General features: G+C 34.2%; 16 protein-coding genes. 5 read left to right on the top strand and 11 right to left on the bottom strand.

Annotation, left to right across the window (positions count from 1 at the left end; genetic code table 11):
• Positions 1 to 42: 42 nt before the first annotated feature.
• Positions 43 to 1506, bottom strand: a complete 1464-nt coding sequence (locus BZG02_RS10545) for an aminoacyl-histidine dipeptidase (RefSeq protein ID WP_101261391.1) — start codon at positions 1504 to 1506, stop codon at positions 43 to 45.
• Between the two features lie 502 nt (positions 1507 to 2008).
• On the opposite strand from BZG02_RS10545, the gene BZG02_RS10540 reads away from it, so the two are divergent.
• Genes BZG02_RS10540 through BZG02_RS10530 form a run of 3 tightly spaced genes read left to right on the top strand, consistent with a single transcriptional unit; the run spans position 2009 to position 7811 of the window.
• Positions 2009 to 5206, top strand: a complete 3198-nt coding sequence (locus BZG02_RS10540) for a SusC/RagA family TonB-linked outer membrane protein (RefSeq protein ID WP_101261390.1) — start codon at positions 2009 to 2011, stop codon at positions 5204 to 5206.
• 17 nt (positions 5207 to 5223) lie between these two features.
• Positions 5224 to 6663, top strand: coding sequence for a SusD/RagB family nutrient-binding outer membrane lipoprotein (locus tag BZG02_RS10535; protein WP_101261389.1), 1440 nt, complete (start codon positions 5224 to 5226; stop codon positions 6661 to 6663).
• Between the two features lie 14 nt (positions 6664 to 6677).
• Entirely contained in the window at positions 6678 to 7811 is a 1134-nt protein-coding gene (locus BZG02_RS10530; protein WP_101261388.1) for a hypothetical protein, read from the top strand.
• 242 nt (positions 7812 to 8053) lie between these two features.
• Here the strand turns inward: BZG02_RS10530 and BZG02_RS10525 are convergent, their stop codons facing one another.
• The 3 genes from BZG02_RS10525 to BZG02_RS10515 all read right to left on the bottom strand — a co-directional run bounded on the left by BZG02_RS10525 (position 8054) and on the right by BZG02_RS10515 (position 14610).
• Positions 8054 to 10384 carry a TonB-dependent receptor plug domain-containing protein gene (locus tag BZG02_RS10525; protein ID WP_180335692.1) on the bottom strand — a complete coding sequence of 777 codons (2331 nt, stop codon included), beginning with the start codon at positions 10382 to 10384 and terminating at the stop codon, positions 8054 to 8056.
• Positions 10385 to 10563: 179 nt separating this feature from the next.
• Positions 10564 to 12216 (bottom strand): Zn-dependent hydrolase, encoded by a 1653-nt coding sequence (locus tag BZG02_RS10520; protein WP_101261386.1) that lies wholly within the window; start codon positions 12214 to 12216, stop codon positions 10564 to 10566.
• 270 nt (positions 12217 to 12486) lie between these two features.
• A complete protein-coding gene (locus BZG02_RS10515; protein WP_101261385.1) occupies positions 12487 to 14610 on the bottom strand; it encodes an HD family phosphohydrolase in 2124 nt (707 codons plus the stop codon).
• A 189-nt stretch (positions 14611 to 14799) separates the two neighbouring features.
• Here BZG02_RS10515 and BZG02_RS10510 point away from each other — a divergent pair, with 189 nt between their 5' ends.
• Positions 14800 to 15594: a C40 family peptidase gene (locus tag BZG02_RS10510; protein ID WP_101261384.1), complete on the top strand. Its 795-nt coding sequence runs from the start codon at positions 14800 to 14802 to the stop codon at positions 15592 to 15594.
• Positions 15595 to 15626: 32 nt separating this feature from the next.
• Complete coding sequence (locus BZG02_RS10505; protein WP_101261383.1) at positions 15627 to 16055, top strand: NUDIX domain-containing protein; 429 nt, start codon at positions 15627 to 15629, stop codon at positions 16053 to 16055.
• Here BZG02_RS10505 and BZG02_RS10500 read toward each other — a convergent pair.
• The 7 genes from BZG02_RS10500 to thrS all read right to left on the bottom strand — a co-directional run bounded on the left by BZG02_RS10500 (position 16050) and on the right by thrS (position 22531).
• Complete coding sequence (locus BZG02_RS10500) at positions 16050 to 16697, bottom strand: WbqC family protein (RefSeq protein WP_101261382.1); 648 nt, start codon at positions 16695 to 16697, stop codon at positions 16050 to 16052. The two genes, BZG02_RS10505 and BZG02_RS10500, sit on opposite strands and share 6 nt — an antisense overlap.
• Positions 16698 to 16937: 240 nt before the next feature.
• Complete coding sequence (gene lepB, locus BZG02_RS10495) at positions 16938 to 18326, bottom strand: signal peptidase I (RefSeq protein WP_101261381.1); 1389 nt, start codon at positions 18324 to 18326, stop codon at positions 16938 to 16940.
• 49 nt (positions 18327 to 18375) lie between these two features.
• Positions 18376 to 19089 carry a 4-hydroxy-tetrahydrodipicolinate reductase gene (gene dapB, locus BZG02_RS10490; protein ID WP_101261380.1) on the bottom strand — a complete coding sequence of 238 codons (714 nt, stop codon included), beginning with the start codon at positions 19087 to 19089 and terminating at the stop codon, positions 18376 to 18378.
• A 233-nt stretch (positions 19090 to 19322) separates the two neighbouring features.
• Positions 19323 to 19676: a 50S ribosomal protein L20 gene (rplT, locus tag BZG02_RS10485; RefSeq protein ID WP_101261379.1), complete on the bottom strand. Its 354-nt coding sequence runs from the start codon at positions 19674 to 19676 to the stop codon at positions 19323 to 19325.
• Between the two features lie 94 nt (positions 19677 to 19770).
• A complete protein-coding gene (gene rpmI, locus BZG02_RS10480; protein WP_425432618.1) occupies positions 19771 to 19959 on the bottom strand; it encodes a 50S ribosomal protein L35 in 189 nt (62 codons plus the stop codon).
• A 43-nt stretch (positions 19960 to 20002) separates the two neighbouring features.
• The gene (infC, locus tag BZG02_RS10475; protein ID WP_101261377.1) at positions 20003 to 20557 is read right to left on the bottom strand and encodes a translation initiation factor IF-3; all 555 of its coding nucleotides are present in this window, start codon (positions 20555 to 20557) and stop codon (positions 20003 to 20005) included.
• Between the two features lie 21 nt (positions 20558 to 20578).
• On the bottom strand, positions 20579 to 22531 hold the full coding sequence (gene thrS / locus BZG02_RS10470; RefSeq protein ID WP_101261376.1) for a threonine--tRNA ligase: 1953 nt from the start codon (positions 22529 to 22531) through the stop codon (positions 20579 to 20581).
• Between the last annotated feature and the right edge of the window lie 258 nt (positions 22532 to 22789).

Raw genomic sequence — 22789 nt, 5'->3', positions numbered from 1 at the left:
AGAACTACCGTTATTAAAAAGTGAAAAGAAATTAAATATCTTTTATTTAAAGGGGGCATTTTTGAGAATATCAAGAAGGTGTTTCCAAAATTTATCTACCGTTTCAATGTTTATTTTTTCGTCGGGAGAATGCACATCTCTAAGGGTAGGTCCGAACGAAATCATATCCATATTAGGGTACTTTTCAAGAAAAAGACCACACTCTAGTCCAGCGTGAATAGAACGTACAATAGGATCAACTTCAAAAAGTTTCTTATAGGAATTAACAGCTACCGAAAGTATTTCTGATGAAGGGTTTGGAGCCCATCCAGGATATCCATCGGAATGTATTATTTTTGCATTGGCCATGGTAAAACAAGTGCCAACCATTTGAGCAATATTATATTTTTCACTGTCTACATCACTTCTTTGCGATGTTGTAATCTGAATTTTATTGCCATCTATAAATTTAACAGAGGCAAGGTTTGTTGATGTTTCTACCATGCCTGGCATTTTTGTACTCATGGAGAATACACCATGTGGGCAAGCATATAAAGCATCCATTAAGTTTGAAGAACTTGCTTGGTCGATTACAAATGCTGGTTTGTCAGTAGATTCTAAAGCGATTTTTAATTTAGGTTCGCTAATTTTCCAAACCTCTTCCATTTCAGCAGCATAGATATTCAAATCTACGCGCACATTTTCTTTAAATTCAGAAGGCAAAGTGATAATAGCATAAGCTTCACGAGGAATGGCATTTCTTAAATTACCACCTTCAAATTGAGCAATTCGAATACCATACTTTTTATTTATTTGCCAAAGAAAACGATTCAGAATTTTATTAGAATTTCCACGACCTTTATTAATTTCATCTCCTGAGTGTCCGCCCAGTAAACCTTTTATATCAATACGAATGGGAAAGTGACCACTTGGAACATCTTCCTTACTGTAATCCAATGTTGCCAAAGTATCAATACCTCCAGCACAACCAATAAATATTTCACCTTCATCTTCCGAATCAAGATTAAGTAATATATCACCATTAAAAAATCCGGGTTGTAAGGCAAAGGCACCAGATAGTCCCGTTTCTTCATCAACAGTAAAAAGACATTCTATTGGTCCATGTTCAATATTTGTAGCAGTAAGAAGAGCCATTTCTGCGGCCATTCCAATACCATCGTCAGCACCAAGAGTAGTTCCTTTGGCTTTTACCCATCCATTATCTATCCATGGAATAATTGGATCTTTATCGAAATCATGAACGGTTTCATTATTTTTTTCGCAAACCATATCCATATGCGATTGTAAAACAATGGTTTTCAGATTTTCTTTTCCTGTTGTGGCAGGTTTCGTAATTAAAACATTGCCAATTTCATCCCTTTTTGTTTGTAAATTATGTTTTTTGCCGAAATCCAATAGAAAGTCGATAATTCGATCTTCTTTTTTTGATGGTCTTGGGATTTGGCAAATATCTTCGAAATGTTTCCAAATTTCAGAGGGTTGTAATTTTGCTAGTATTTTTTCCATTTTGTTTAAATTTTCTCAAATGTAACAAATTCTGATGTTTGTTTAGAAAGGCATTCTATTTTTTGTAAGGATTTCAATGAATATGTATGTTTAATATTTAGGTACTATTTATATGTGGTATTGGTCGTGATAATTTGGTTTTTTTAAGCTTGACCCATTCTATTTTAGGGGGTGTTTGTGATTGGATAGGTGTTTTTTCTTGCGTATGGTGTATTTTTTTTTAAATAAATTAAAATATTTTTTAGAGGATTTTAATGGGTATTAAAAAATTTAGTTGGTGAGCTATAGTCTTGATTTTTAAAATCCAACATGTTTTCTATGGAAAGTGGCAATTTAGGAATGTTTTAAGTTTCGCATTTAAATATGACATATGTCATGATTTCAAGAGTGTTAAAAAGCTGTTAATTTTTGTTAAAAGGTTTAAATATGCTATTTTTAGACTCTAGAATTACCATTAACCATTTTGCATCTTTACTTAATTACTAACTAAAAAGTTTTTTTTATGAAAAAAATGATTGGACTATTTGTATTCCTAATTTTTATGGGAATGCAAGTAGTAAATGCGCAAAACAAGCAGATTTCTGGTACGGTTACCAGTGCTGAAGATGGTCTGGGTATGCCCGGAGTGTCTGTTGTTTTAAAAGGTACTACTATTGGAGCTAGTACTAATATTGATGGACAATTTTCCTTAGAAGCTAAGCCTACCGATGTATTGCTGATTAGTTTCGTTGGTATGATTACCCAAGAGGTTAGAGTTGGGGAGAAAACAAGCTTTAATATTGTAATGGAAACTGAGTCTATTGGTATGGATGAAGTGGTAGTTACAGCATTAGGTGTAACTCGTGAGAAGAAATCATTAGGTTATGCTGTTACTGAATTAGGCGGAGAGTCTATTGCAGAAGGTAAAGAATCAAATATCGTAAATTCTTTATCTGGTAAGGTTGCTGGTGTAAATATTCGTCAAGCAAATACAATGGGTGGATCTGCGAATATATTGATTCGTGGTACTGCTTCATTAATGGGAAACAATCAGGCCCTTTTTGTGGTTGATGGTGTACCTATGGATAACTCCAATACTAATACTGCTGATCAGTCAAGTGGTAGAGGGGGTTATGATTATGGAAATGCGGCTTCCGATATTAATCCGGATGATGTTGCATCCGTATCTATTTTGAAAGGTGCTGCGGCGTCGGCACTTTATGGATCTAGAGCGGCTAATGGAGTTGTATTAATTACAACTAAAAAAGGAACAAAGAAAAAGAATGGTATTGGAGTTACTGTAAATTCAGGTATTACTTTTAATACTATTAATAAAGAAACAATGCCTGAGTACCAATACGAATATGGTGCAGGTTATGCTCCAGAGTGGAGTTTTGAAGGTTCTGATGGGTTGAACGGTAAGACTGTAGTTAATACAAATGACGATGCTTCATGGGGTCCAGCATTTGATCCTAACTTGCAAGTTGTTCATTGGGATGCTCTTGATCCTAATGCTGATAATTATGGGGAAACACGTCCTTGGATCGCTCCTAAGTCAACTGTTTATGATTTCTTCGAAACAGGTGTGAAATATACTAATAGCGTTGCTTTAAATGGAGGTAATGACTTCGGAAGTTTTAGGTTGTCATATACCAATTCTGATGAAAGTGGTATTTTACCTAATTCTTCGATTAAGAAGAATAGTATGGCAATAAAAGCTGACTATAAACTGACAGAAAAGTTGAAAGTAAGTGCGAGTGCCAACTATGTGAACACAAAAGGTAAAGGTCGTTTTGGAACCGGTTATGATGATAATAATCCAATGCAGAATTTTGCACAATGGTTTCAAACCAACTTGGATTTCGACAGAATGAAGGAAAATTATCAAACCGCTGATGGTGGTCAATTAACATGGAATGCGAGTAATCCAAATGAATTAGCTCCAGCCTATGCGAATAACCCTTATTGGACTCGTTATAAAAATTACGAGGACGATGAAAGAAATAGATTGTTTGGTTACGCAGCTTTAGATTATGAGTTGAATGATATGTTTTCCTTAACATATAGAACTTCTATCGATTTTTATCACGAAAGACAAAATGAAAGAATAGCAGTAGGATCTAATACACAGTCAAAGTTTTCTACCTATGATAGAACTTATTCTGAGTGGAATACTGATTTGATGTTGAAATTTAAGAAAACGGTTAATGATTTTAGCCTTAATGGTTTATTAGGAGTTAACTATTTAGATAGAAATATTCAGTCAATATTTGGTTCTACTTCAGGTGGACTAGTTGTTCCTGGTTTATATACTGTTGCGAATAGCCAAGTTGCAAAATCTCCAACAGAAACTCTTTTAGAGAAAAATACAAAATCAGGTTACGGTAGTTTTTCTGTAGGCTATAAGAATTTTGCATATTTAGAAGGATCTTTTCGAGTTGATCGAACATCTACCTTACCTACAAGCGAAAATACTTATTTTTATCCTGCAGTTTCCGGTAGTTTAATTCTTTCAGAGTTGGGTGCTATTAAAGACTTATCTTTCCTTTCTTTTGCTAAGTTAAGACTTAATTATGCTGAAGTTGGAAATGATACAGATCCATATAACATTACATCTGCTTATACTCAGTATGTTAACTGGGGTAGTAACGCTTCGTTCTCTGTAAATGGAACTCTAAAGAATCCGGAACTAAAATCAGAACGTACTGATAGTTATGAGGTAGGTTTAGAGGCAAATTTCTTCAATAACCGATTTGGTTTTGATCTTGCTTTGTATAAGTCTAATTCTTTCGATCAAATTATGGATGTGAATGTTTCAAGAGCTAGTGGATATTCACGTGCTTTTGTAAACTCTGGTGAAATTGAAAATAAAGGAATAGAATTGGGGATCAATCTTACTCCTGTAAAAATGAATGATTTTACCTGGGATATGAACGTTAATTGGGCTAAAAACAAAAATGAAGTTATTAGTCTATACAATGGGGTGAATAATATTCAGATTTTATCAGCATGGGATGTAACTATGAATGCAACGGTTGGTGAGGCATATGGAGTTCTAAAAGGAACTGATTTTGTTTATACCAATGGAAAGAAAACCGTTGACGCAAATGGTTACTATACAAAAACTGCTGATGATGATAAGGTAATTGGTAATATTCAGCCTGATTGGACTGGTGGAATCACGAATACGTTCTCTTACAAAGGAATTACACTTCGTGCCCTTGTGGATATTCAAAAAGGTGGTGATATTTATTCTGTAGACCGTAAGTATGGTTTAGCTACAGGTCTGTATAAGGAAACTGCAGGATTGAATTCAAAAGGAAATCCTAAGCGTGACGCCGTTTCAAATGGTGGAGGTATTTTACATGCAAATGCGGTTAACATAGATGGAACACCAAATACTACTTTTGCAAGAGCAGATTCTTGGGGTGGTGATCAATACTATGGAAGAACACCTACTGCAAGATATGTTTATGATGCTTCATATGTTAAGCTAAGAGAAGTTTCTTTGTCTTATACAATACCAAAAAGAATCTTGAATAGTACTTTCTTAACTAATGCTGTCGTTTCAGCTGTGGGACGTAACCTTTGGATTATTCATAAGAATACCCCTGGGTTTGATCCTGAAACAGGTCAGAGTTCTGGTAATGAGCAAGGTATCGCTAATGGTTCCTACCCAACTACAAGGACATATGGTTTTAATGTTACTTTAGGATTTTAATATTAAAGAAAAATAAGATGAAAAAAATAACATATTTATTATTAGGAATTTTTTCTACGATGGGAATTGTTTCTTGCGAATTGGAGGATAATATTGATCCTAAGCACGCAAGTGAAGTCCCTGTAGAAACCTTATTTACTACTGCAGAGATCGCTTTTGTCGATCAGTATAACAATATGAATGTAAATTATAACATTTCACGTTTGTTAGCGCAGTATTGGTCTGATGTTACTTATACAGATGGTTCTCGTTACGATTTTCAGGATCGTGGTATTCCAGATACTTTTTGGGCAGAATTCTACAGAGATGTTTTAATGGATCTTGAAGAAGCTAAAATGGTGATAGATAACGCTGGTTATGAGGGTGCTTTAGCTGATAAGGCAATTAACCAAAAAGCGATTATCGAAATTATAGAAGTTTACACTTATTCAGTTTTGACTGAAACTTTTGGTGATGTTCCTTATACCGAGGCAGTTTTAGGTGCAGAAAATTTTGTACCAAAGTATGACGATGCGGAAACTATATATTTAGACTTATTCGTTCGATTAGATGCTGCGATTGCGGCTTTAAATGCTAATAATGATTCATTTGGTGCTGAAGAGTTATTATTTGATGGTGATATTGCTAAATGGAAAACTTTTGCAAATTCACTTAAGTTAAGAATGGCTATGCGTATGGCAGACGTTCCAGCTTTTAATTCTCAAGCTAAAGTAGAAGCAGCTGTTGCTGCAGGTGTATACGATGCTAATTTTGAAGGTGCATTTTTTGAATATATTGGTACAGATCCTTATGTGAATACTATTTACGATGGTTTTGTAATTGATAATCGTAATGACTACTGTCCTTCTAATACTTTAATCGATAAAATGGTTGCATTAAACGATCCACGTTTACCATTATGGTTTACTCAAAAGGATGGTGAATATGTTGGAATTCCTTTCGGTTTAGTAGATGGAGTACCTTATAATAGTTATTCACATTTTACAGATCATTTTTATGACCCAACATTGGAAGCTATTCTTTCTGATTATTCCGAAATGGAATTCTTTTTAGCAGAAGCTGTTGAAAGAGGATGGAATATTAGTGGAACCGCTGAGCAACATTATAATAATGGAATTACAGCAAGTATTCTGTATTATGGTGGAACACAGGCTGATGCTGATGCATACTTAGCTCAATCATCTGTTGCTTATAGTACTGCTCCTGGAACTTGGAAAGAAAAAATTGGTACTCAAAAATGGTTAGCGATGTATAATCGTGGTATTGAAGGATGGTCTGAGTGGAGAAGACTTGATGCTCCTACTTTAAACTTTCCTGTAGGAATGTCTTATTCTGATATTCCAACTCGTTTCCCATATCCTTATACAGAGAACGACATGAATCCAAGTTATCATGATGCTGCGGCTGCAATTGGTGGGGATACAGCAACAACTAAACTTTGGTGGGATAAATTCTAAAAAATATAAAAACTATGAAAAAAAATATTTTAAAATATATTTTAGTAATGTTTCTTGGAATTACACTTTTTTCGTGTGATGATTATGACCAAGACATTAACTATTATGATTCCGTTAAATTGGATTTATCGGCTACGAAGTTTACGGTTTTAGATACTGAACTCGCTACTATAATTGATTTTATGTCAGAATCAAAAGTGGTTACTGATGTTGTTATATTAAAAGATGGTGTTTCTTTATATACAGGAACAGCTTCAAATAATAAGTTTGCTGTTACTTTACTTCGTTCAGATCTTGGTTTGAATGAAATTGGAGATTCTCAGCGTATTTATGTGAATGCGACTGTTGATGGTAAGGTTAAGGAGATGTATACAACCATTAGTATGATATCGGCTTCTTCAATTAAAGATCCTTTTTATATGGATGTTGATGAAGATGGAGATGATATTGAAGTTTCCGATGCTATATATGAACTATCGAATGTAGTAAAAAACATTACTTATAAAGTTGCTCCAAAAACTGCAACTGGTGTTAATGTTAAAGCAACAGTTAAAGTTGGTGTAGCTGGTACTTGGGCTGATCTTTGGTCAAAATCATATGATGATTCTGATTTAAATATTGGTGTAAAAGGAGCTGATTATATGCTTGGAGATACTGTTTTTGTTCGTCTAGTTGCTTCTGTTGGTACTTTTAGAGATACTGTTTCTACTTCATTCACCGTTGATGAATATCTTCTTGGTGATGTAGCGGAAGGTATGGTTAATATTGAAAAACCTGGTTACGATTTAATTGGCGATTCAATTATTAACGTAGCTAATGCCGCATGTATGATCCAATTCACTAATGATTTTAACCAGTTGTATCAAGGGATTACTGCAATTAACTCTACAGGTCTTGTTCTAATTACTGAGGAAGATTTAATGGAAGTAAGTAATGCTCCACTTTTAAAAGCAGCTTATGATGCTGGTACTGCTGAGACTGTAATTATGAATGTAACAGTTGGTGATAAGTTTATCGTAAAAACAATGCGTGATTCGAAAGATTACTATGGTACTATTGAAATTACCGGTGTAAACGAGTCAAGGGTTGAAGCTGACGATTTTGTATCTTTCCATGCTGTTGTTGAAGAGTACGATATCGAAAAATAATTAAGAATTGATGTATTCAAATTACTGAATGACTCAAAATATTAAATACATTAAAATCCAGTGGACTTTTGTTCACTGGATTTTTTTATAGTTTCGCATTAAATATTTAAAGGGTAAAATAAAACATTTACTACAGACTTAGTTGGAAATGAGAATCTAATTTTCCTAATAAATGAGATGTATTCCTTATCATTTTAAAGTCAAATTGATCGAGTATTAGTTTGTTTAAATTAAAAGTTTCCTTACAAGTCGTAAGAAACACCTAAAATAAAATTTCTACCACCAGCACTAATTCCGGATGAATAAGGTCTGTAACGCTTATTAAGGATGTTTTCGACACTTATATTAGCTTGGAGTAGTTTACTAATTTGAATTTGATTGTTCAGGTTAAGAATTTGCCAAGAAGGAGAATAGGGCATTCCATTTTTATCTTTGGCATACAAATAGGCTTTGTCTCTTTCTGTATCTGCAAGGTCTTTATAGCTGATCTTATCGTTGAATTCAAAACCAAGCTTCGAACTCAAGAATTTTCCTTTGTAGGTAAGCGAAATATTTCCAAAAAGTGGAGGTACATGTCGTACCGGACTACCATCTTTATATTCGCCATTGGTAATTGTAATACTAGAATTGGCAGAAAAGTGATCAGAAAGTTTAAGAATAGTACTAAAATTGCCACCCCATATCTTTGCATTATCGGCATTTACAATGGCTTGAATGGTACTTTCTTCTCCATCATATAGCATAGAGGTTTGACCGTTATAGGAAAAATCTTTTCTGATCATCGCCTGATCTAAAAAGGAATAAAATAAATTTAAATCAACAAACAGAAGGTTGGAGAAGTTTTTGCTCAGGTTCGTTTCAAAATTGTAAACAGTTTCGGGTTTCAAATTTTGGTTAGGCACAATTACTTTTCCAGGTTCCGAATCAAATACCTTGGCAACATCATCAATGTTTGGAGCTCTAAAACCAGATGTCGCATTAATTTTAAGTAACCATCCAGAATTCGACAAATGACTTATTCCGATACCTCCGTTTAGTGCACCAGAGGAAAGATTCAGATTATCGAATGGGAAATTGTAGAATTGATTATCCAAATCAGATTTAATCCAAACATGAGAATACCGTATCCCTGTATTTAGTGTCCATTTGGTATTCAATTTCCATTTTAAATTGGTGTACAAAGCAAAGCTGGAATATTTTGAATTATCGGGGTAACGACTTGCTATTTCCTGCTTGTTATGCGTAAATATATCGATATCATTTCCGTAGGAATCAAGTTTATTGTACGTCCATTCGCTACCATAAAATAATTGAGTGAATGAGTTTACTTGTTTTTCGGCATCTACATTTATCGAATATATTTTAAGATTTTCTTCACGTTTTGTGAGATTTGTAGTACCAAATTTCCTGCTATTTCTACTTTCTTGATACTTCTGATATCCTGTTATTATAGTAAAGGAATTATAGGCAAATGTTGGTTGGGAGTTGTTAATTTTAAAAGAATGTAGTTGCAGATTCTGTGGACCATAAAACCACTCGGCATATTTTAGCTGGTTTCCCGAATATTCAATTAGTCGATCGTAGCGTGGAATGTCCGAAGTTTCGGAATGATGAAAACTATATTGAAAATCAAGAGTTTCGGAGGCTTTGTAACGTATTTTTTGCAAAATATTAAGTTGCGAATAAGCACTAAATTTTTGTAGTTTCGAATTTGAATTTTGTACGATTTCGTCGATACCATTTTTACTAATCACATATTCTGGTCGTAAATAATCGTCAGGACCATGCTGTCCCATTTTTAAATCCGAGAAATCGGAATAACTAATACTACCTGCCAAACTTAATTTGGAGGTGCCAAAATTGTATTTGCCATGATTCATTATTTCACCATTTGCTGACGAATAGCGAGATTTGAATGAAAAGTTGGTATAGGGTTTTTGGGAAGTCGATAAACGAGGCTTAATGGTATGAAAATCCATTACACCACCAATTGCATCGCTTCCATAAATAATGGATCCTGGACCTAAAATTACCTCAGCACCTTCAAGGCTATTGGGGTCGACATTAAGAATATTTTGAAGGTTACCACTTCGGTAAATAGCATTATTAAGACGAATGCCATCTAAAACAATAAGAACTCGGTTGGCTGCATAACCTCTAATCATGGGACTTCCGCCACCTAATTGACTTTTTTGAATGTAAATTTGATTTCCTTCTTTTAATAAATCAGCACTTGTTTGGGCAGTACTGTTTTTAATTTGTTCGGGAGTAATTTGTATCACTTTTATTGGAATTTCATTACTATTCTCTTCCCATTTATTTGCAGATATTACCACTTCGGATATTGGAAAGATATCCGACTGTAAGGAGATAATAAACGATTTTTGTTCAAGTTCAGAAAAGGAAAGTTGAATGTTTTTATACGAAGGATGCTGGAAGTAGAGCTGATCGTTTCTTGAAAAACCTACCAAGCTTGCTTCTCCTTTGGAATTGCTTAGTGTTGAATTTTTAGAATCAAATAGATACACATTCTCTATCGGTTTTTGGGTTTCCGAATCGATGAGTTTAACCATCTGAGAGAAACCGCTTATGCAAGTAAAGAGCGATAGAAAACAAAGAAGGAGACGAAGCATTTGCTATAAATTTTTCGGGATTGAGTTTTGAGTTCAAATATATGATTAATATTTTATTTGAAAAATGGAAATAAAAAAAGGCATTCCCGAGAATGCCTTTTTTTTACTAAATAGGTGAGTTAGTTACTGGAAATAATAACTTTTTCACCTTGATCGTAAACAATATCTTTAGGAACTTTTGCTCGTTGAATTCGATACAGATCTTGCAATAGTTCATTATGAATATATCCTTTGTCCTTAATTAGCCGATCTGCCGCTTCATAATCGCCGTTTCCTTGAATTTCAAGAACTAATTTCGATAGAGATTCAATGGCTTTTTTCATCTTGTAAAAATTAACTTTGTAAGTGCCATTTTTAGCGTTGTATTTAAAAGCCTCATTTTCTTCAAAATAGTAAAATCGAATCATATTTGCGACACCTTGAGCATCTTTCACACCAAATCGAATAGATCTAAATACGTCAGCCATATAGGTAACGTAATTATCCATTAGTTCCCCATCTTTTATTTCGCGCATATCATTAAGCTGCCCAATAAAAAACATTCGAAGCACATCGTTTTTTACTTCGTTTATCACATTATAGTGCTCTTTTAAAGCGTTTTTCACACTCTCGTTTCCGTTGATAGTCTGTTTTATTCCAAGACCATCACTTATTTCATAAAAAATAGTGTTTAAAAAAAATGATTGGAATAATACATTCTTACGTTGACTTTCATCGATAACCAAATTGGTAATTGGTTGAAGAATTTGATCAAATTTAGCCTGCATAACATTTTTAAAATGCAGTTTTTTACTTCCGCTGGTAAGGTTCGTACCAATGGGTAAATTCAAACCAATAAGTTTATTCCCAGCGTTACAATATCCCGAATTATATAAAACATCGTAAATTACGATTTGAGCCGATTCCGAGGGTATTTCTGTTTTATATTTGTCGGCAACTGGAAGATTTTTTTGTAAATAGGGAAGTAGTAACGAATATTTCTCGACATTTTTTGTCCATTCCTGATTTCTTAATAAAATAAAAGCTCCGTAAGAATACTTAGTCCATATTAAATGATCTTCGGTGTTTGAAATAGGACCAGCAATAAAATCTAATGGGTTATTTTTTAGATGCATCCATAGTTGGTCACTTTTTTCGAAATTATCGGCAAGTAAATCGGAGGCACGTTGCAATAGATATATTTTAAAATCTTCTGTTTCGCTGAGTTCTGCAGCAATTTTTAGTGCTGCTACTGCATTGTTTAGTTGATTTTGGTAAGCAATGTGGTAAGGTATTACTTCTAATTCGCCATTTTCAGACCGTGTTAATGTTGTATATGCGTTGTATTTATTGTCATTTTTGAAAGAAAAGAATTCTTCAGGATTAATATTGTCGGGAAAAAAACCTGCACCTAAGGGGCGAGGAGGAAAGTCGTCGGTGAATGGTGCGAATCCATCCAAACGATCCCATGGACCATAATTAATCATTGCGTATTCTTTCATAACAGGATCTGTTATTTTACTCAGTAGATCGTTTTTATTTCCATATGCTTGTAACCAATAAATTTCATCAATAGCATTTGAAACTCTAATTAGCTGAGAAAATAACTTGATCTGATTTAGGCTTAGGTGACTTAAATCGGCCGAGAGGCTAACTTTCGCATAATTAGCCAATTTGCGCTCCATTACCGAATCCGATTTTTCTTTTTCTTCTGTTTTTTGATTCGATTGACAGGAAAAACCAAAAAAGATTGAAAAGATGAGTGCAAATAAAAATAGAGGTTTTCGTATCATAATTGTTGGGGTTTTGAATGAAAAACACTGTGATTAGTTTATATAATAAGCTTCATTTGTTTCGTGAGAATAAAAACTAACAGTAGTTTTAAGTTACGAAAAAATGGTTCGAGAAAAAAATGCAAATCCGAATGTACAATTTGAGGTAAAACGAGTGAAAAAGCAGTTGGTAAAGTTGAATTGCTTTATAGTTTCTTGATTTCAATCTAGTTTCGAGGCTTCGATTCTAGATTGAAATCAAGTTGTTGGTAAAAATATAACGATCAGGTTTTATTTATTTTCTTTAGGATATTCAATTCGTGCATGATACACATTGATAAGCGCTTTGGTGAAAATATCTTTAATTTGATTGATGTTTTTAAAGGTTACATCAGCATTTTGAAAACGATTTTCAGCAATTTGTTTGTCAATAATTTTATCGATAAGATTTCGGATACTTTCAGGAGTTTTTTCCTTTAAACTTCTCGAGGATGCTTCTACAGAATCGGCCATCATTAAAACAGCGGTTTCTTTTGTGAATGGATCTGGACCTGGATAAGTAAATTTTTCTTCGTCAATCTCCTTGTCAGGATACTTATTTTTAAACGAGGTATAGAAATATTGAACTCTTCCGGCACCATGATGCGTCTCAATAAAATCAATAATTAACTGAGGAAGTTTGTGTTTTTTTGCAATTTTCACTCCAAATTTAACATGGTCAGTAATAATCTGAGCACTTTTATCAAAATCCAGTTTGTCATGTGGATTTTGGCTTCCTAATTGATTTTCAATAAAATAAGCGGGGTGTTTCATTTTCCCAATGTCATGATACAAAGCTCCAGTACGCACTAATAAAGGATTTCCTCCAATTTTATTGATTGCAGCTTCGGCTAAATTGGCAACCTGAAGACAGTGTTGAAAAGTACCTGGTGAGTGTTGCAATAACTGACGTAGCAAAGGATGATTTTGATTCGATAATTCAATAAGAGTAACATCCGAAAGAAAACCAAACAGCTTTTCGAAAATGTAGATCAGCGAGTATGAAAATGTTAAAAACAGACCATTTATTGCGAAAAATATAAAGTTTTCCCATTTAATTGCTGCAATATTGGTTTCCTGAGTAAGAGCAAATGCAAAATAAACTACACTATAGGTTAAAAAGGTGATGATTCCCGTTAAAACTAATTGTCCACGGCGCTCTAATCTTGGTAAGCTATAAATGGCCATTATTCCAGCCGAAAGTTGAAGGAATATAAATTCAAAACCATTTGGGGCAAGATATCCAGTAAGTAAAACGGTAATAATAAAAACAAAGAGAGCAGTTCTACTATCCATAAGGGTTCTAACAACAATCGTTATTAAAGCAAATGGAATTAGATAGACGTTAACAATAGTGAATTTAAGAACAAGAATTGTTAATGCAACATATAGTAGTACAAACAGCAATATAAAAAGTAGTTTTTTATTATCGTGTAAGATCTGTTTTCTAAAATTTCGAAGGTATAGAAACAGCAGAAGAATACAGGAAATAATTAGCATACATTGTCCAATCACAATCAGATAATGGTTTTGTGATGATCCTAGAATGTTTTCATAGTCTTTTTTTAGTGATTCCAGCACCAGAAACGTATGATCGTCAATAATATCACCAACAAGTACTATTCGAGTTCCCGATTCAATAATTCCTTTCGAAAGGGATACCATAGACAGCATGTTGGCTTTAACTTGTTCCGACATGTTTGCATCATAAAATAGATTGGGAAGTAGGTACGAGTCTATATTTAAATCTTGAATAAACCCTTGATAAGCAGGAGAGGGGAAATCTGCTTTTACTTGTTTCGAAATAAATTGGTAAGCACTTTTAGGAGTATAAATATTTTCAATAGGAACTATTTCGTTAAGATTGTTTACTGATTTATTAATAAAATTGGGACGCTTGTAGCCTAACTCTTTTTGTTCAATTTGAAAATCAGCAATTCCAAAATCATAAATTTGATTCAAATTTAAAAGGAGATATTCTTTAAATCGTAAGCTTTCCTTGTTGGTGGTTTGATTGGTATGATTTAGTTTTTTATAGGTAGTAGATTTTGTGAAATTGTTCCAGTTTTTATCAAAATTGGTATTGAATTTAGTGGTTATTTCCGCAATTACGGCAGTATCCTTTTTGTAAAAAGGATAAAACTTATTTAAGATACTATCTTTTTCTTTTGAAATCTCACTGTCTGTTTTTAAAAGAGCAAAATCAAATGGCGCAATCAATGTTTCGTGCATCCATGGTTTTCCTTTTTGGTATTCGTATTTAAAATTGCCAATATTAGGAAACAATAAGGTGATAAGAATTATGGTCATTGATGTGATCAAAAACCTGTAGATGTTATTTAAATTCTGTCGAATCCACCTGAAGTATTTACTCATTTTTGCTTGGTATTTGTGAGTGTTGATTATGCCGAAATTCCGATTATAAAAATAATGTAATATTTTGTGCTGAAAAACTATTCGTCATTTCTTTTAGAAGACTTATTTTAAAGGCAATTTTACGAAAGCAAATGTAAAAACATAATTTAATTCTTTATATTTGATATTTACGTTAAAATAGAACGATTAATGAATTATGGAATCTCAGATCTAAGTATTATTCCTGTCCGAAAAGAGCCGGCAGAACGAAGTGAAATGGTAACTCAATTATTGTTTGGGGAGCATTTTGAGATTCTCGAAGCCAATGAGAATTGGTCAAAAGTTCGGTTGGCTTTTGATAATTACGAAGGTTGGGTGGATACAAAGATGATTACAACAATTGATGCAAGCCTTTTTCAAAGTTTAAATAAGGAGTTGCAAGTTGTTGCTAATGATACATTTAATCTGGTTTTTCAGGAGCAGGATTACTCAAATAAATTGATTGTACCTGGTAGTTCCTTTCCATTTTGCGATTTAGAGAAGAAATCGTTTCAAATAGCCGATAAAAATTATTTTTATCAAGGCAAAGTTTCCGAAAATTCTTCTGCCGAGCACTTGCGCGATTCTATTATCGAAAGTGCATTAAAATATTTCAACTCTCCATACTTGTGGGGAGGAAGAACTCCGTATGGAATTGATTGTTCGGGATTAACTCAAATTGTTTATAAATTAAATGGCATTGTTTTGCCAAGAGATGCCAGTCAGCAAGTGTTAATTGGAGAAACTTTAACTTTTGTTGAGGAAGCAATGCCCGGAGATTTGGCTTTTTTCGATAATGAAGAGGGTCGAATTACTCATGTTGGTATTATTTGGGATCGACATAAAATTATACATGCTTCGGGTAATGTTCGTATCGATAATGTCGATCATCAAGGCATTTTTAATGTAGACAAAAAATTGTATACCCATAAGTTGAGAGTAATTAAAAGAATAATCAATCTGTAAATTATTTAAGAATTTAGTTTCTATATATTCCTATGTACACCTATAAGTATCCACGACCAGCACTAACTGTCGATTGTGCTGTTTTTTGCAAACTCGATAGCAAACTCTATGTTTTACTAATTCAACGTGCGAATGCGCCTTTTCAGGATAGTTGGGCATTTCCGGGGGGTTTTGTGGATATGGATGAGGATATAGAAGTGGCAGCCTATCGCGAATTAAAAGAGGAGACTGGTTTTGTTGGTTTTGGTTTAAAGCAGTTTAAAACTTATGGTGCCGTAAACCGGGATCCTCGAGGAAGAACCGTTTCTGTTGTGTATACAGGAACAATTGTTTCTAATGAACTTCCGATTGTAAAGGGCGATGATGATGCAAAACAAGCAAAGTGGATAGACCTGGAGAAGATACCAGATCTTGCTTTCGATCACGATCAGATTATGGCTGATATTTTGAAACAACTATAAGTTCGAGTGAACAGATTCCAGATAATCTAGACTGTCTGGTCCTAAGTTGAAAATCAAATCTAAAATGCTAAGATTTTCTATAAAGCCATATTTGTCGCCAAAAACCTGAGTATATGCTTTTGCTTTGAATGTATTGTCTGGGCCTTGTTTCGAACTTTTAGGGTGTATAATTTCCCGGAAATCATCGAATTCTGGACTTCCAAATTCAATAAAGTCATTCGTAAATTGAATATTTGGTTCTAGTTCAAGAATTCCGAATATCTCCGACTGAATTTCATTGTTATATTCCAGCAACGAATCCCATTTTTGCGTGAAAAATCGTTCTAAATCATCGATATAATATTCGTAGAACGGGGACGATTTATAAGCAGCTTCAATTCCTTTCCAGTGTAATTTTTGCCAATTTGTATCGTAAGATATTTTAACATCTTTGGTAAGTACTTTTTTATTGGTGGCTTTTACTACAGGAATAGACAGTGGTAAAACTCCATTTGCCCCATAAATATTACAGCGGTTGCGGTACGATTGCTTTGAATAATGCTCCCATTGTTCAATTACAATTTCGGGGTATTGAATTAATTTGCAATAGTATTGAATGGGTGCAAAAAAAGAGGTTGCGAGTAAGACTTTTGTATTATTCATGTTTATTTGGAAGCACTTGTTATGAAAATACAAAAATAGAAAAATAAGGCATAAAAAAAGACACCGCCGGAGGTGTCTTTTATGCAATTTGCGAGTCTATTGGTCAATTGGTTATGAAAGTTCTGTAATTATTTGATTATCAGAACTACTATGAAATTGTACTTTCGACTTAAAGAGCTTAGAGATTGTAGTTTAAAGTAACTTTATAGCTTACATCTAAAATCTAACAATCTATTGTTGTTAGTGAATCCACTTAAAAACTCGATTCCATCTAATCTTGCTAAAAGCACTTTTATCTTTATCAAGAGATAACCAGATAAATGAAGCTTTCCCTACGATGTGATCTTCAGGAACATAGCCCCAATATCTTGAATCTGCCGACATGTGTCTGTTATCACCCATCATCCAATAATAGTCCATTTTAAAAGTAAATTCTGTTGCAATTTCACCATTAATATAAATGGTAGAATCCTTAACTTTTAAATCGTTCTCCTCATAAGCATTAATAGCTCTTTCGTACAAAGGAAGCGTTTCTAAGTTTAGTTTTACGCTAACTCCTTTTTTAGGAATCACCAATGGACCGAAATTATCTCGGTTCCAGGTAAAATGATCACTAAAAGGGAAAACATCCTCAGATATTCCTAAAGTAGAATTTCGTCTGATAATAGAAACCACATTGTTTAATTTTTTTAAGGCTTCCACTTTACCTAGTGTAAGCGGTAGGTTGTAATCAGAACCTCTGTGGTCAATATCCGCTTTTGCAATGTTTAGTTCTTCTAGTTTTCTTGGATTGATAGGAGTTCCATTGGTGCGAACCACATAGTTGTATTGCATCTCCTCAATCTTATCCTGAGGTTTTCCATTTACATACAATTCCCCATCAACACATAATAGTGTATCTCCAGGCATTCCAACGCATCGTTTAATGTAGTTTTCCCTTTTATCTACTGGTCTGGAAGCTATTTCGGTGTTTTGGGCAAGGTATTTTCGAGCCATACTAATATAGTTTTGCTCAGGTTGAAGAGCTCTTCCTTTTTTCATGTCATCAGACATGAATTGATCTCCTAAGCCTCTTAGGTTGGTATAATAATCAGGGTTTTCTCTTCCAACGATAATAGTATCCCCAGCAGGGAAATTAAATACCACCACATCGTTTCTTTTTACTTCGCTGATGCCGGCAAGACGTTTGTATGGCCAATTAATCCATTCCAAATACGATTTTGTTGATTTGGTTAAAGGCATTGTGTGATGCGCAAAAGGGAAGGATAGTGGTGTGTTTGGTATTTTAGGACCATAGGCAACTTTACTTACAAAAAGATAATCTCCTACTAGCAAAGATTTTTCCATGGATGAAGTAGGAATTGTGTAAGCTTCGATGAAGAACATTCGAATAATGGTAGCAGCAACTATTGCAAAAATAATGGCATCTATCCATTCTACGGTTGCACTTTGTTTTGCAACGCCTCTTTTTTTCCAGAAAGCCCAATGTACTTTTTTACTGATATACACATCAAAAAGGATGGGAAGGCCTAAAATTAGCCAATAGTTACCAATCCAAACAATCATCATCAGACAGATGATGAGAGCGACTGAAAATTTAAACCATTTGTTTCTTAGTATACTGCTCATTCAATTTTTTTTAAATGATTATTTAATTTTTTATTGTTCTAAGTTGGCACTACAACTTTAAAAGATCTTTCATTCCAAAAAAGCCTTGTTTTGCAGGCATAAATTCTGCTGCTAAAACGGCACCCAGAGCAAAGCCTTTTCGGCTGTAGGCCAAGTGTTGAATACTTATTTCATCTACTTCGGAATGCCAGGTAATGGAATGGGTTCCAGGAACAGAACCATGACGTTTGGCAAAAATACTTAGCTCCTCTTCTTTTAAACTGGCAGCTTCAATCCACTTTGTTTTTTTAGGATGATTTTCAATGATCCCTTCTGCCAAAGTAATTGCGGTTCCGCTTGGCGAATCTAACTTATGGATGTGATGAATTTCTTCTAAATCGGCATTGTATTCGTTGAAAGGAGCCATTAGGCTTGCAAGTTTCTTATTTAGTTCGAAAAATAAGTTTACTCCTAAACTAAAATTCGATGCGTAAAAAAATCCTTTTCCTTGTTTGCATTTCTCTTTCACTAATTCAATTTTATCCAACCATCCGGTTGTTCCGGATACTACCGGGACATTAGCCTCAAAACAAATTTGATAGTTTTGAAATGCGGAATTTGGATTTGTAAATTCAATGGCAACATCTATATTTTTGAGTTTGTCGGAACACAGATCCATCTGATTTTCTTGATCAATAATTAATCCAATTTGATGGCCTCGGCTAAGAGCAACTTGTTCAATTTCTTTGCCCATTTTTCCGTAACCAATTAATGCTATTCTCATAGGTGGTTTTTTTGAGGAACTGATATGGTTAATAGTCTTCCTCGTATTATACAAGTCCAAAAATAATAAATCCAAGGCATAATTAAGCTACCTAAAGCCGATTATTGTCTAATATGGGAAGGCTTTTTCGATAAGTTGTAGAAAGCACCCATTAAGTATTTGGATTTGGGAGATAAACAAAAAAAACGGGATTGTAGTAAACAATCCCGTTCTAAAGTAAATAATTTATAGTATTATTTAGCTGTTTGTGCTTTTCCAACAACAGCTTTAAATGCTTCAGGATGATTCATTGCTAAATCAGCTAAAACCTTACGGTTAATTTCGATGTTAGCTTTGTGCATCAAACCGATTAATTGTGAATACGACAAACCTTCCAGTCTGGCAGCAGCATTAATACGCTGAATCCACAATGCTCTGAAGTTTGATTTCTTCTTTTTTCTATCACGGTAAGCATATTGCAAACCTTTTTCCCATGTATTCTTTGCTACCGTCCAAACGTTAGCTCTTGCTCCAAAGTTACCTCTGGTTTCTTTTAAAATCTTTTTTCTTCTAGCTCTTGAAGCTACAGAATTTACTGATCTAGGCATTGTTTCTGTTTTTAGAATGTTAGCGTTCCATTTAAGGACTCTTTTTTTTGCTAAATCACCCGGTTAATAAACTTTAAAAATCAAATACTGATTTCTACAACATGTTAAGCATCAACTTAACGTTTTTCTGATCTGCTTTATTTACAGAACCAAAATAAGTAAGATTTCTCTTTCTTTTTGTGCTCTTTTTGGTCAGAATATGACTTTTAAAAGCGTGCTTTCTTTTGATTTTTCCAGATGCAGTCAAAGTAAATCTTTTCTTTGCGCTGCAATTTGTTTTCATCTTAGGCATTGTACAACAAATTATTGATTATATATAAATTACTTTACTTTTTCTTTGGTGTTAAAAACATGGTCATACGTTTTCCTTCTAATCTAGGAAGTTGTTCAACCTTACCAAGTTCTTCAAGATCCTGAGCGAACCTTAATAAAAGAATTTCACCTTTGTCTTTAAAAAGAATCGAACGTCCTTTAAAGAAAACATAAGCTTTCACTTTAGATCCTTCGTTCAAGAACTTTTCGGCATGTTTTAGTTTGAAATTGTAATCGTGTTCGTCGGTATTTGGACCGAAACGAATCTCTTTTACAACCACTTTAACCGTTTTTGCCTTTAGCTCCTTTTGTTTCTTTTTCTGCTGATAAAGATACTTTTGGTAATCAGAGATTTTACAAACTGGCGGATCGGCATTCGGTGAAATTTCAATTAAGTCTAATTCTTGATCTTCGGCAAGTTTTAATGCTTCAGAAATAGAATAAACTCCTGGTTCTACGTTCTCTCCAACAACGCGAACGCTACGTGCCCTAATTAATTTATTAATTTTGTGTAGAGCTTCTTGAGGTTTTCTTGGCCCCCTGTTGTTTTTATGGTGAAATCCAGCTATGTCTAGGTCCTCCTAATTAAGTTAGTACTTTTCAATAGAAGACAATTGATCTTCTACTTCTTTATTTATAAAATCTGTAAATTCCTGAATGCTCTGAGATCCCAAATCTCCTTCTCCTTGTCTGCGAACAGATACAGTACCATCGGTAGCTTCTTTTTCACCTACAATAATAAGGTATGGGGTCTTTTTCAACTCGCTATCACGGATTTTTCGTCCGATCTTCTCGTTGCGATCATCTAATACGGCGCGAATATCGGAATTATTTAACGAATTTAAAACTTTTTGGGCATAATCGTTGTATTTTTCGCTAATTGGCATAATCACAACCTGTTCAGGTGTTAGCCATAAAGGAAATTTACCACCAGTATGTTCCAGCAATACGGCAACAAATCGTTCCATAGAACCAAATGGGGCTCTGTGAATCATGATTGGTCGATGTTTTTGATTATCACTACCAACATACTCCAATTCGAAACGTTCTGGTAAGTTGTAATCTACTTGTATTGTTCCCAACTGCCATTTACGACCAATAGCATCTTTGATCATGAAATCGAGTTTAGGACCGTAAAATGCAGCTTCGCCGTATTCAACAACGGTATTTAAACCTTTTTCTTCTGCCGCTTCGATAATCGCTTGCTCTGCTTTGTCCCAGTTTTCATCGTTGCCAATATATTTTTCACGATTTACTTTATCGCGTAAAGATATTTGAGCAGTATATTCGGTAAAGTCGAGCGCTTTAAAGATAATGAAAATAATATCGATTACCTTTTTGAACTCATCTTTCAATTGATCTGGAGTACAGAATAAATGGGCATCATCTTGAGTAAAACTTCTTACACGGGTTAAACCATGTAGCTCACCACTTTGCTCGTATCTATAAACAGTACCAAATTCAGCATAACGAATAGGTAGATCTTTGTAGGAACGAGGTTTGAATTTGTAAATTTCGCAATGATGAGGGCAGTTCATTGGTTTCAGTAAATATTCTTCTCCTTCCTGAGGAGTTTGAATTGCCTGAAATGAATCTGCACCATATTTTTCGTAGTGTCCCGAAGTTTTATACAAGTTAATATTTCCAATGTGTGGAGTGATAACCTGCTCGTAGCCAAATTTTTTCTGAACACGTTTCAGAAAGGTTTCTAAACTTTCGCGCAACTGAGCTCCTTTTGGCAACCACAATGGCATTCCCTGACCAACATTCTGAGAGAAAGTGAATAATTCCATTTCTTTCCCCAATTTTCTGTGGTCGCGTTTTTTCGCCTCTTCCATCATTACTACATATTCATCTAAGAATTTCTTTTTTGGGAAAGTAATTCCGTAAATACGGGTAAGTTGAGGTCGTTTTTCGTCACCTCTCCAGTAAGCTCCAGCAATTGAGTTTAATTTAATTGCCTTAATATAGCTTGTGTTCGGTAAGTGAGGGCCTCTACATAAATCGGTAAAATCACCTTGTTTGTAAAAGCTTATGGTACCGTCTTCTAAATCGTTGATTAGCTCAATTTTGTATTCTTCGTTTTTATCGGCGAAAAATTGAAGGGCTTCTTCTTTAGTGACATCGGTACGTTGATATTCGCTCTTGTTTCGAGCAAGTTCGAGCATTTTTTGTTCGATTTTAGGAAGGTCTTTATCGGAAAGAACCGTATCATTTCCTAAATCAACATCGTAGTAAAAGCCCATTTCAATAGCCGGACCAATACCAAATTTCACTCCAGGATATAAGGCCTCAAGTGCTTCAGCCATAAGGTGAGCTGAACTGTGCCAAAATGCATATTTGCCTTCAGCATCATCCCAAGTATGTAGTTTGATGTTGGAATCTTCGTTGATTGGACGAGAGATATCCCAAATTTCACCATTTACAGTGATAGATAAAACTTCTTTGGCAAGACTATTACTAAGACTTCTAGCAATACCAAGGCCAGAAATCCCCGCTTCAAATTCTTTTACAGAATTATCAGGAAATGTAATTTTAATCATTGTATAATTTTAAATAATCGTTTTCTAATAGAATCGTCAAAGATATAACTTTCTGCCTAATTTTCAGGTGGATTTGCCTGTCAATATTTCGAAAAAAATAGAATAATGTTAAAAAATGCTTGGTTTGCTTTCTAAATGGAGATCTGTTTTTACCTATAGATCTGAATGAAGTGCGAAAAAAAGTAGTTTGAATTAAAGCCGAGATGGCTAGGAGATTATAATTAGTAGCGAAGTAATTTTTCTTTTCTGTAAAAAAAT

Origin of the sequence: Labilibaculum filiforme, assembly GCF_002843315.1 — a bacterium.
GTDB lineage: Bacteria > Bacteroidota > Bacteroidia > Bacteroidales > Marinifilaceae > Labilibaculum > Labilibaculum filiforme.
Note: the sequence above shows the minus strand (reverse complement) of the source record. Positions and strands in the feature narration are given on the sequence as shown.

Bases quoted from the DNA above. Each gene is read 5' to 3' on its own strand.
- BZG02_RS10505 (WP_101261383.1), top strand. From the start codon at position 15,627: ATGTACACCTATAAGTATCCACGACCAGCACTAACTGTCGATTGTGCT.
- lepB (WP_101261381.1), bottom strand. From the start codon at position 18,326: ATGAGCAGTATACTAAGAAACAAATGGTTTAAATTTTCAGTCGCTCTC.
- BZG02_RS10510 (WP_101261384.1), top strand. From the start codon at position 14,800: ATGAATTATGGAATCTCAGATCTAAGTATTATTCCTGTCCGAAAAGAG.
- thrS (WP_101261376.1), bottom strand. From the start codon at position 22,531: ATGATTAAAATTACATTTCCTGATAATTCTGTAAAAGAATTTGAAGCG.
- BZG02_RS10500 (WP_101261382.1), bottom strand. From the start codon at position 16,697: ATGAATAATACAAAAGTCTTACTCGCAACCTCTTTTTTTGCACCCATT.
- dapB (WP_101261380.1), bottom strand. From the start codon at position 19,089: ATGAGAATAGCATTAATTGGTTACGGAAAAATGGGCAAAGAAATTGAA.
- BZG02_RS10530 (WP_101261388.1), top strand. From the start codon at position 6,678: ATGAAAAAAAATATTTTAAAATATATTTTAGTAATGTTTCTTGGAATT.
- rpmI (WP_425432618.1), bottom strand. From the start codon at position 19,959: ATGAAAACAAATTGCAGCGCAAAGAAAAGATTTACTTTGACTGCATCT.
- BZG02_RS10520 (WP_101261386.1), bottom strand. From the start codon at position 12,216: ATGATACGAAAACCTCTATTTTTATTTGCACTCATCTTTTCAATCTTT.
- BZG02_RS10535 (WP_101261389.1), top strand. From the start codon at position 5,224: ATGAAAAAAATAACATATTTATTATTAGGAATTTTTTCTACGATGGGA.
- BZG02_RS10515 (WP_101261385.1), bottom strand. From the start codon at position 14,610: ATGAGTAAATACTTCAGGTGGATTCGACAGAATTTAAATAACATCTAC.
- BZG02_RS10545 (WP_101261391.1), bottom strand. From the start codon at position 1,506: ATGGAAAAAATACTAGCAAAATTACAACCCTCTGAAATTTGGAAACAT.
- BZG02_RS10540 (WP_101261390.1), top strand. From the start codon at position 2,009: ATGAAAAAAATGATTGGACTATTTGTATTCCTAATTTTTATGGGAATG.
- BZG02_RS10525 (WP_180335692.1), bottom strand. From the start codon at position 10,384: ATGGTTAAACTCATCGATTCGGAAACCCAAAAACCGATAGAGAATGTG.
- rplT (WP_101261379.1), bottom strand. From the start codon at position 19,676: ATGCCTAGATCAGTAAATTCTGTAGCTTCAAGAGCTAGAAGAAAAAAG.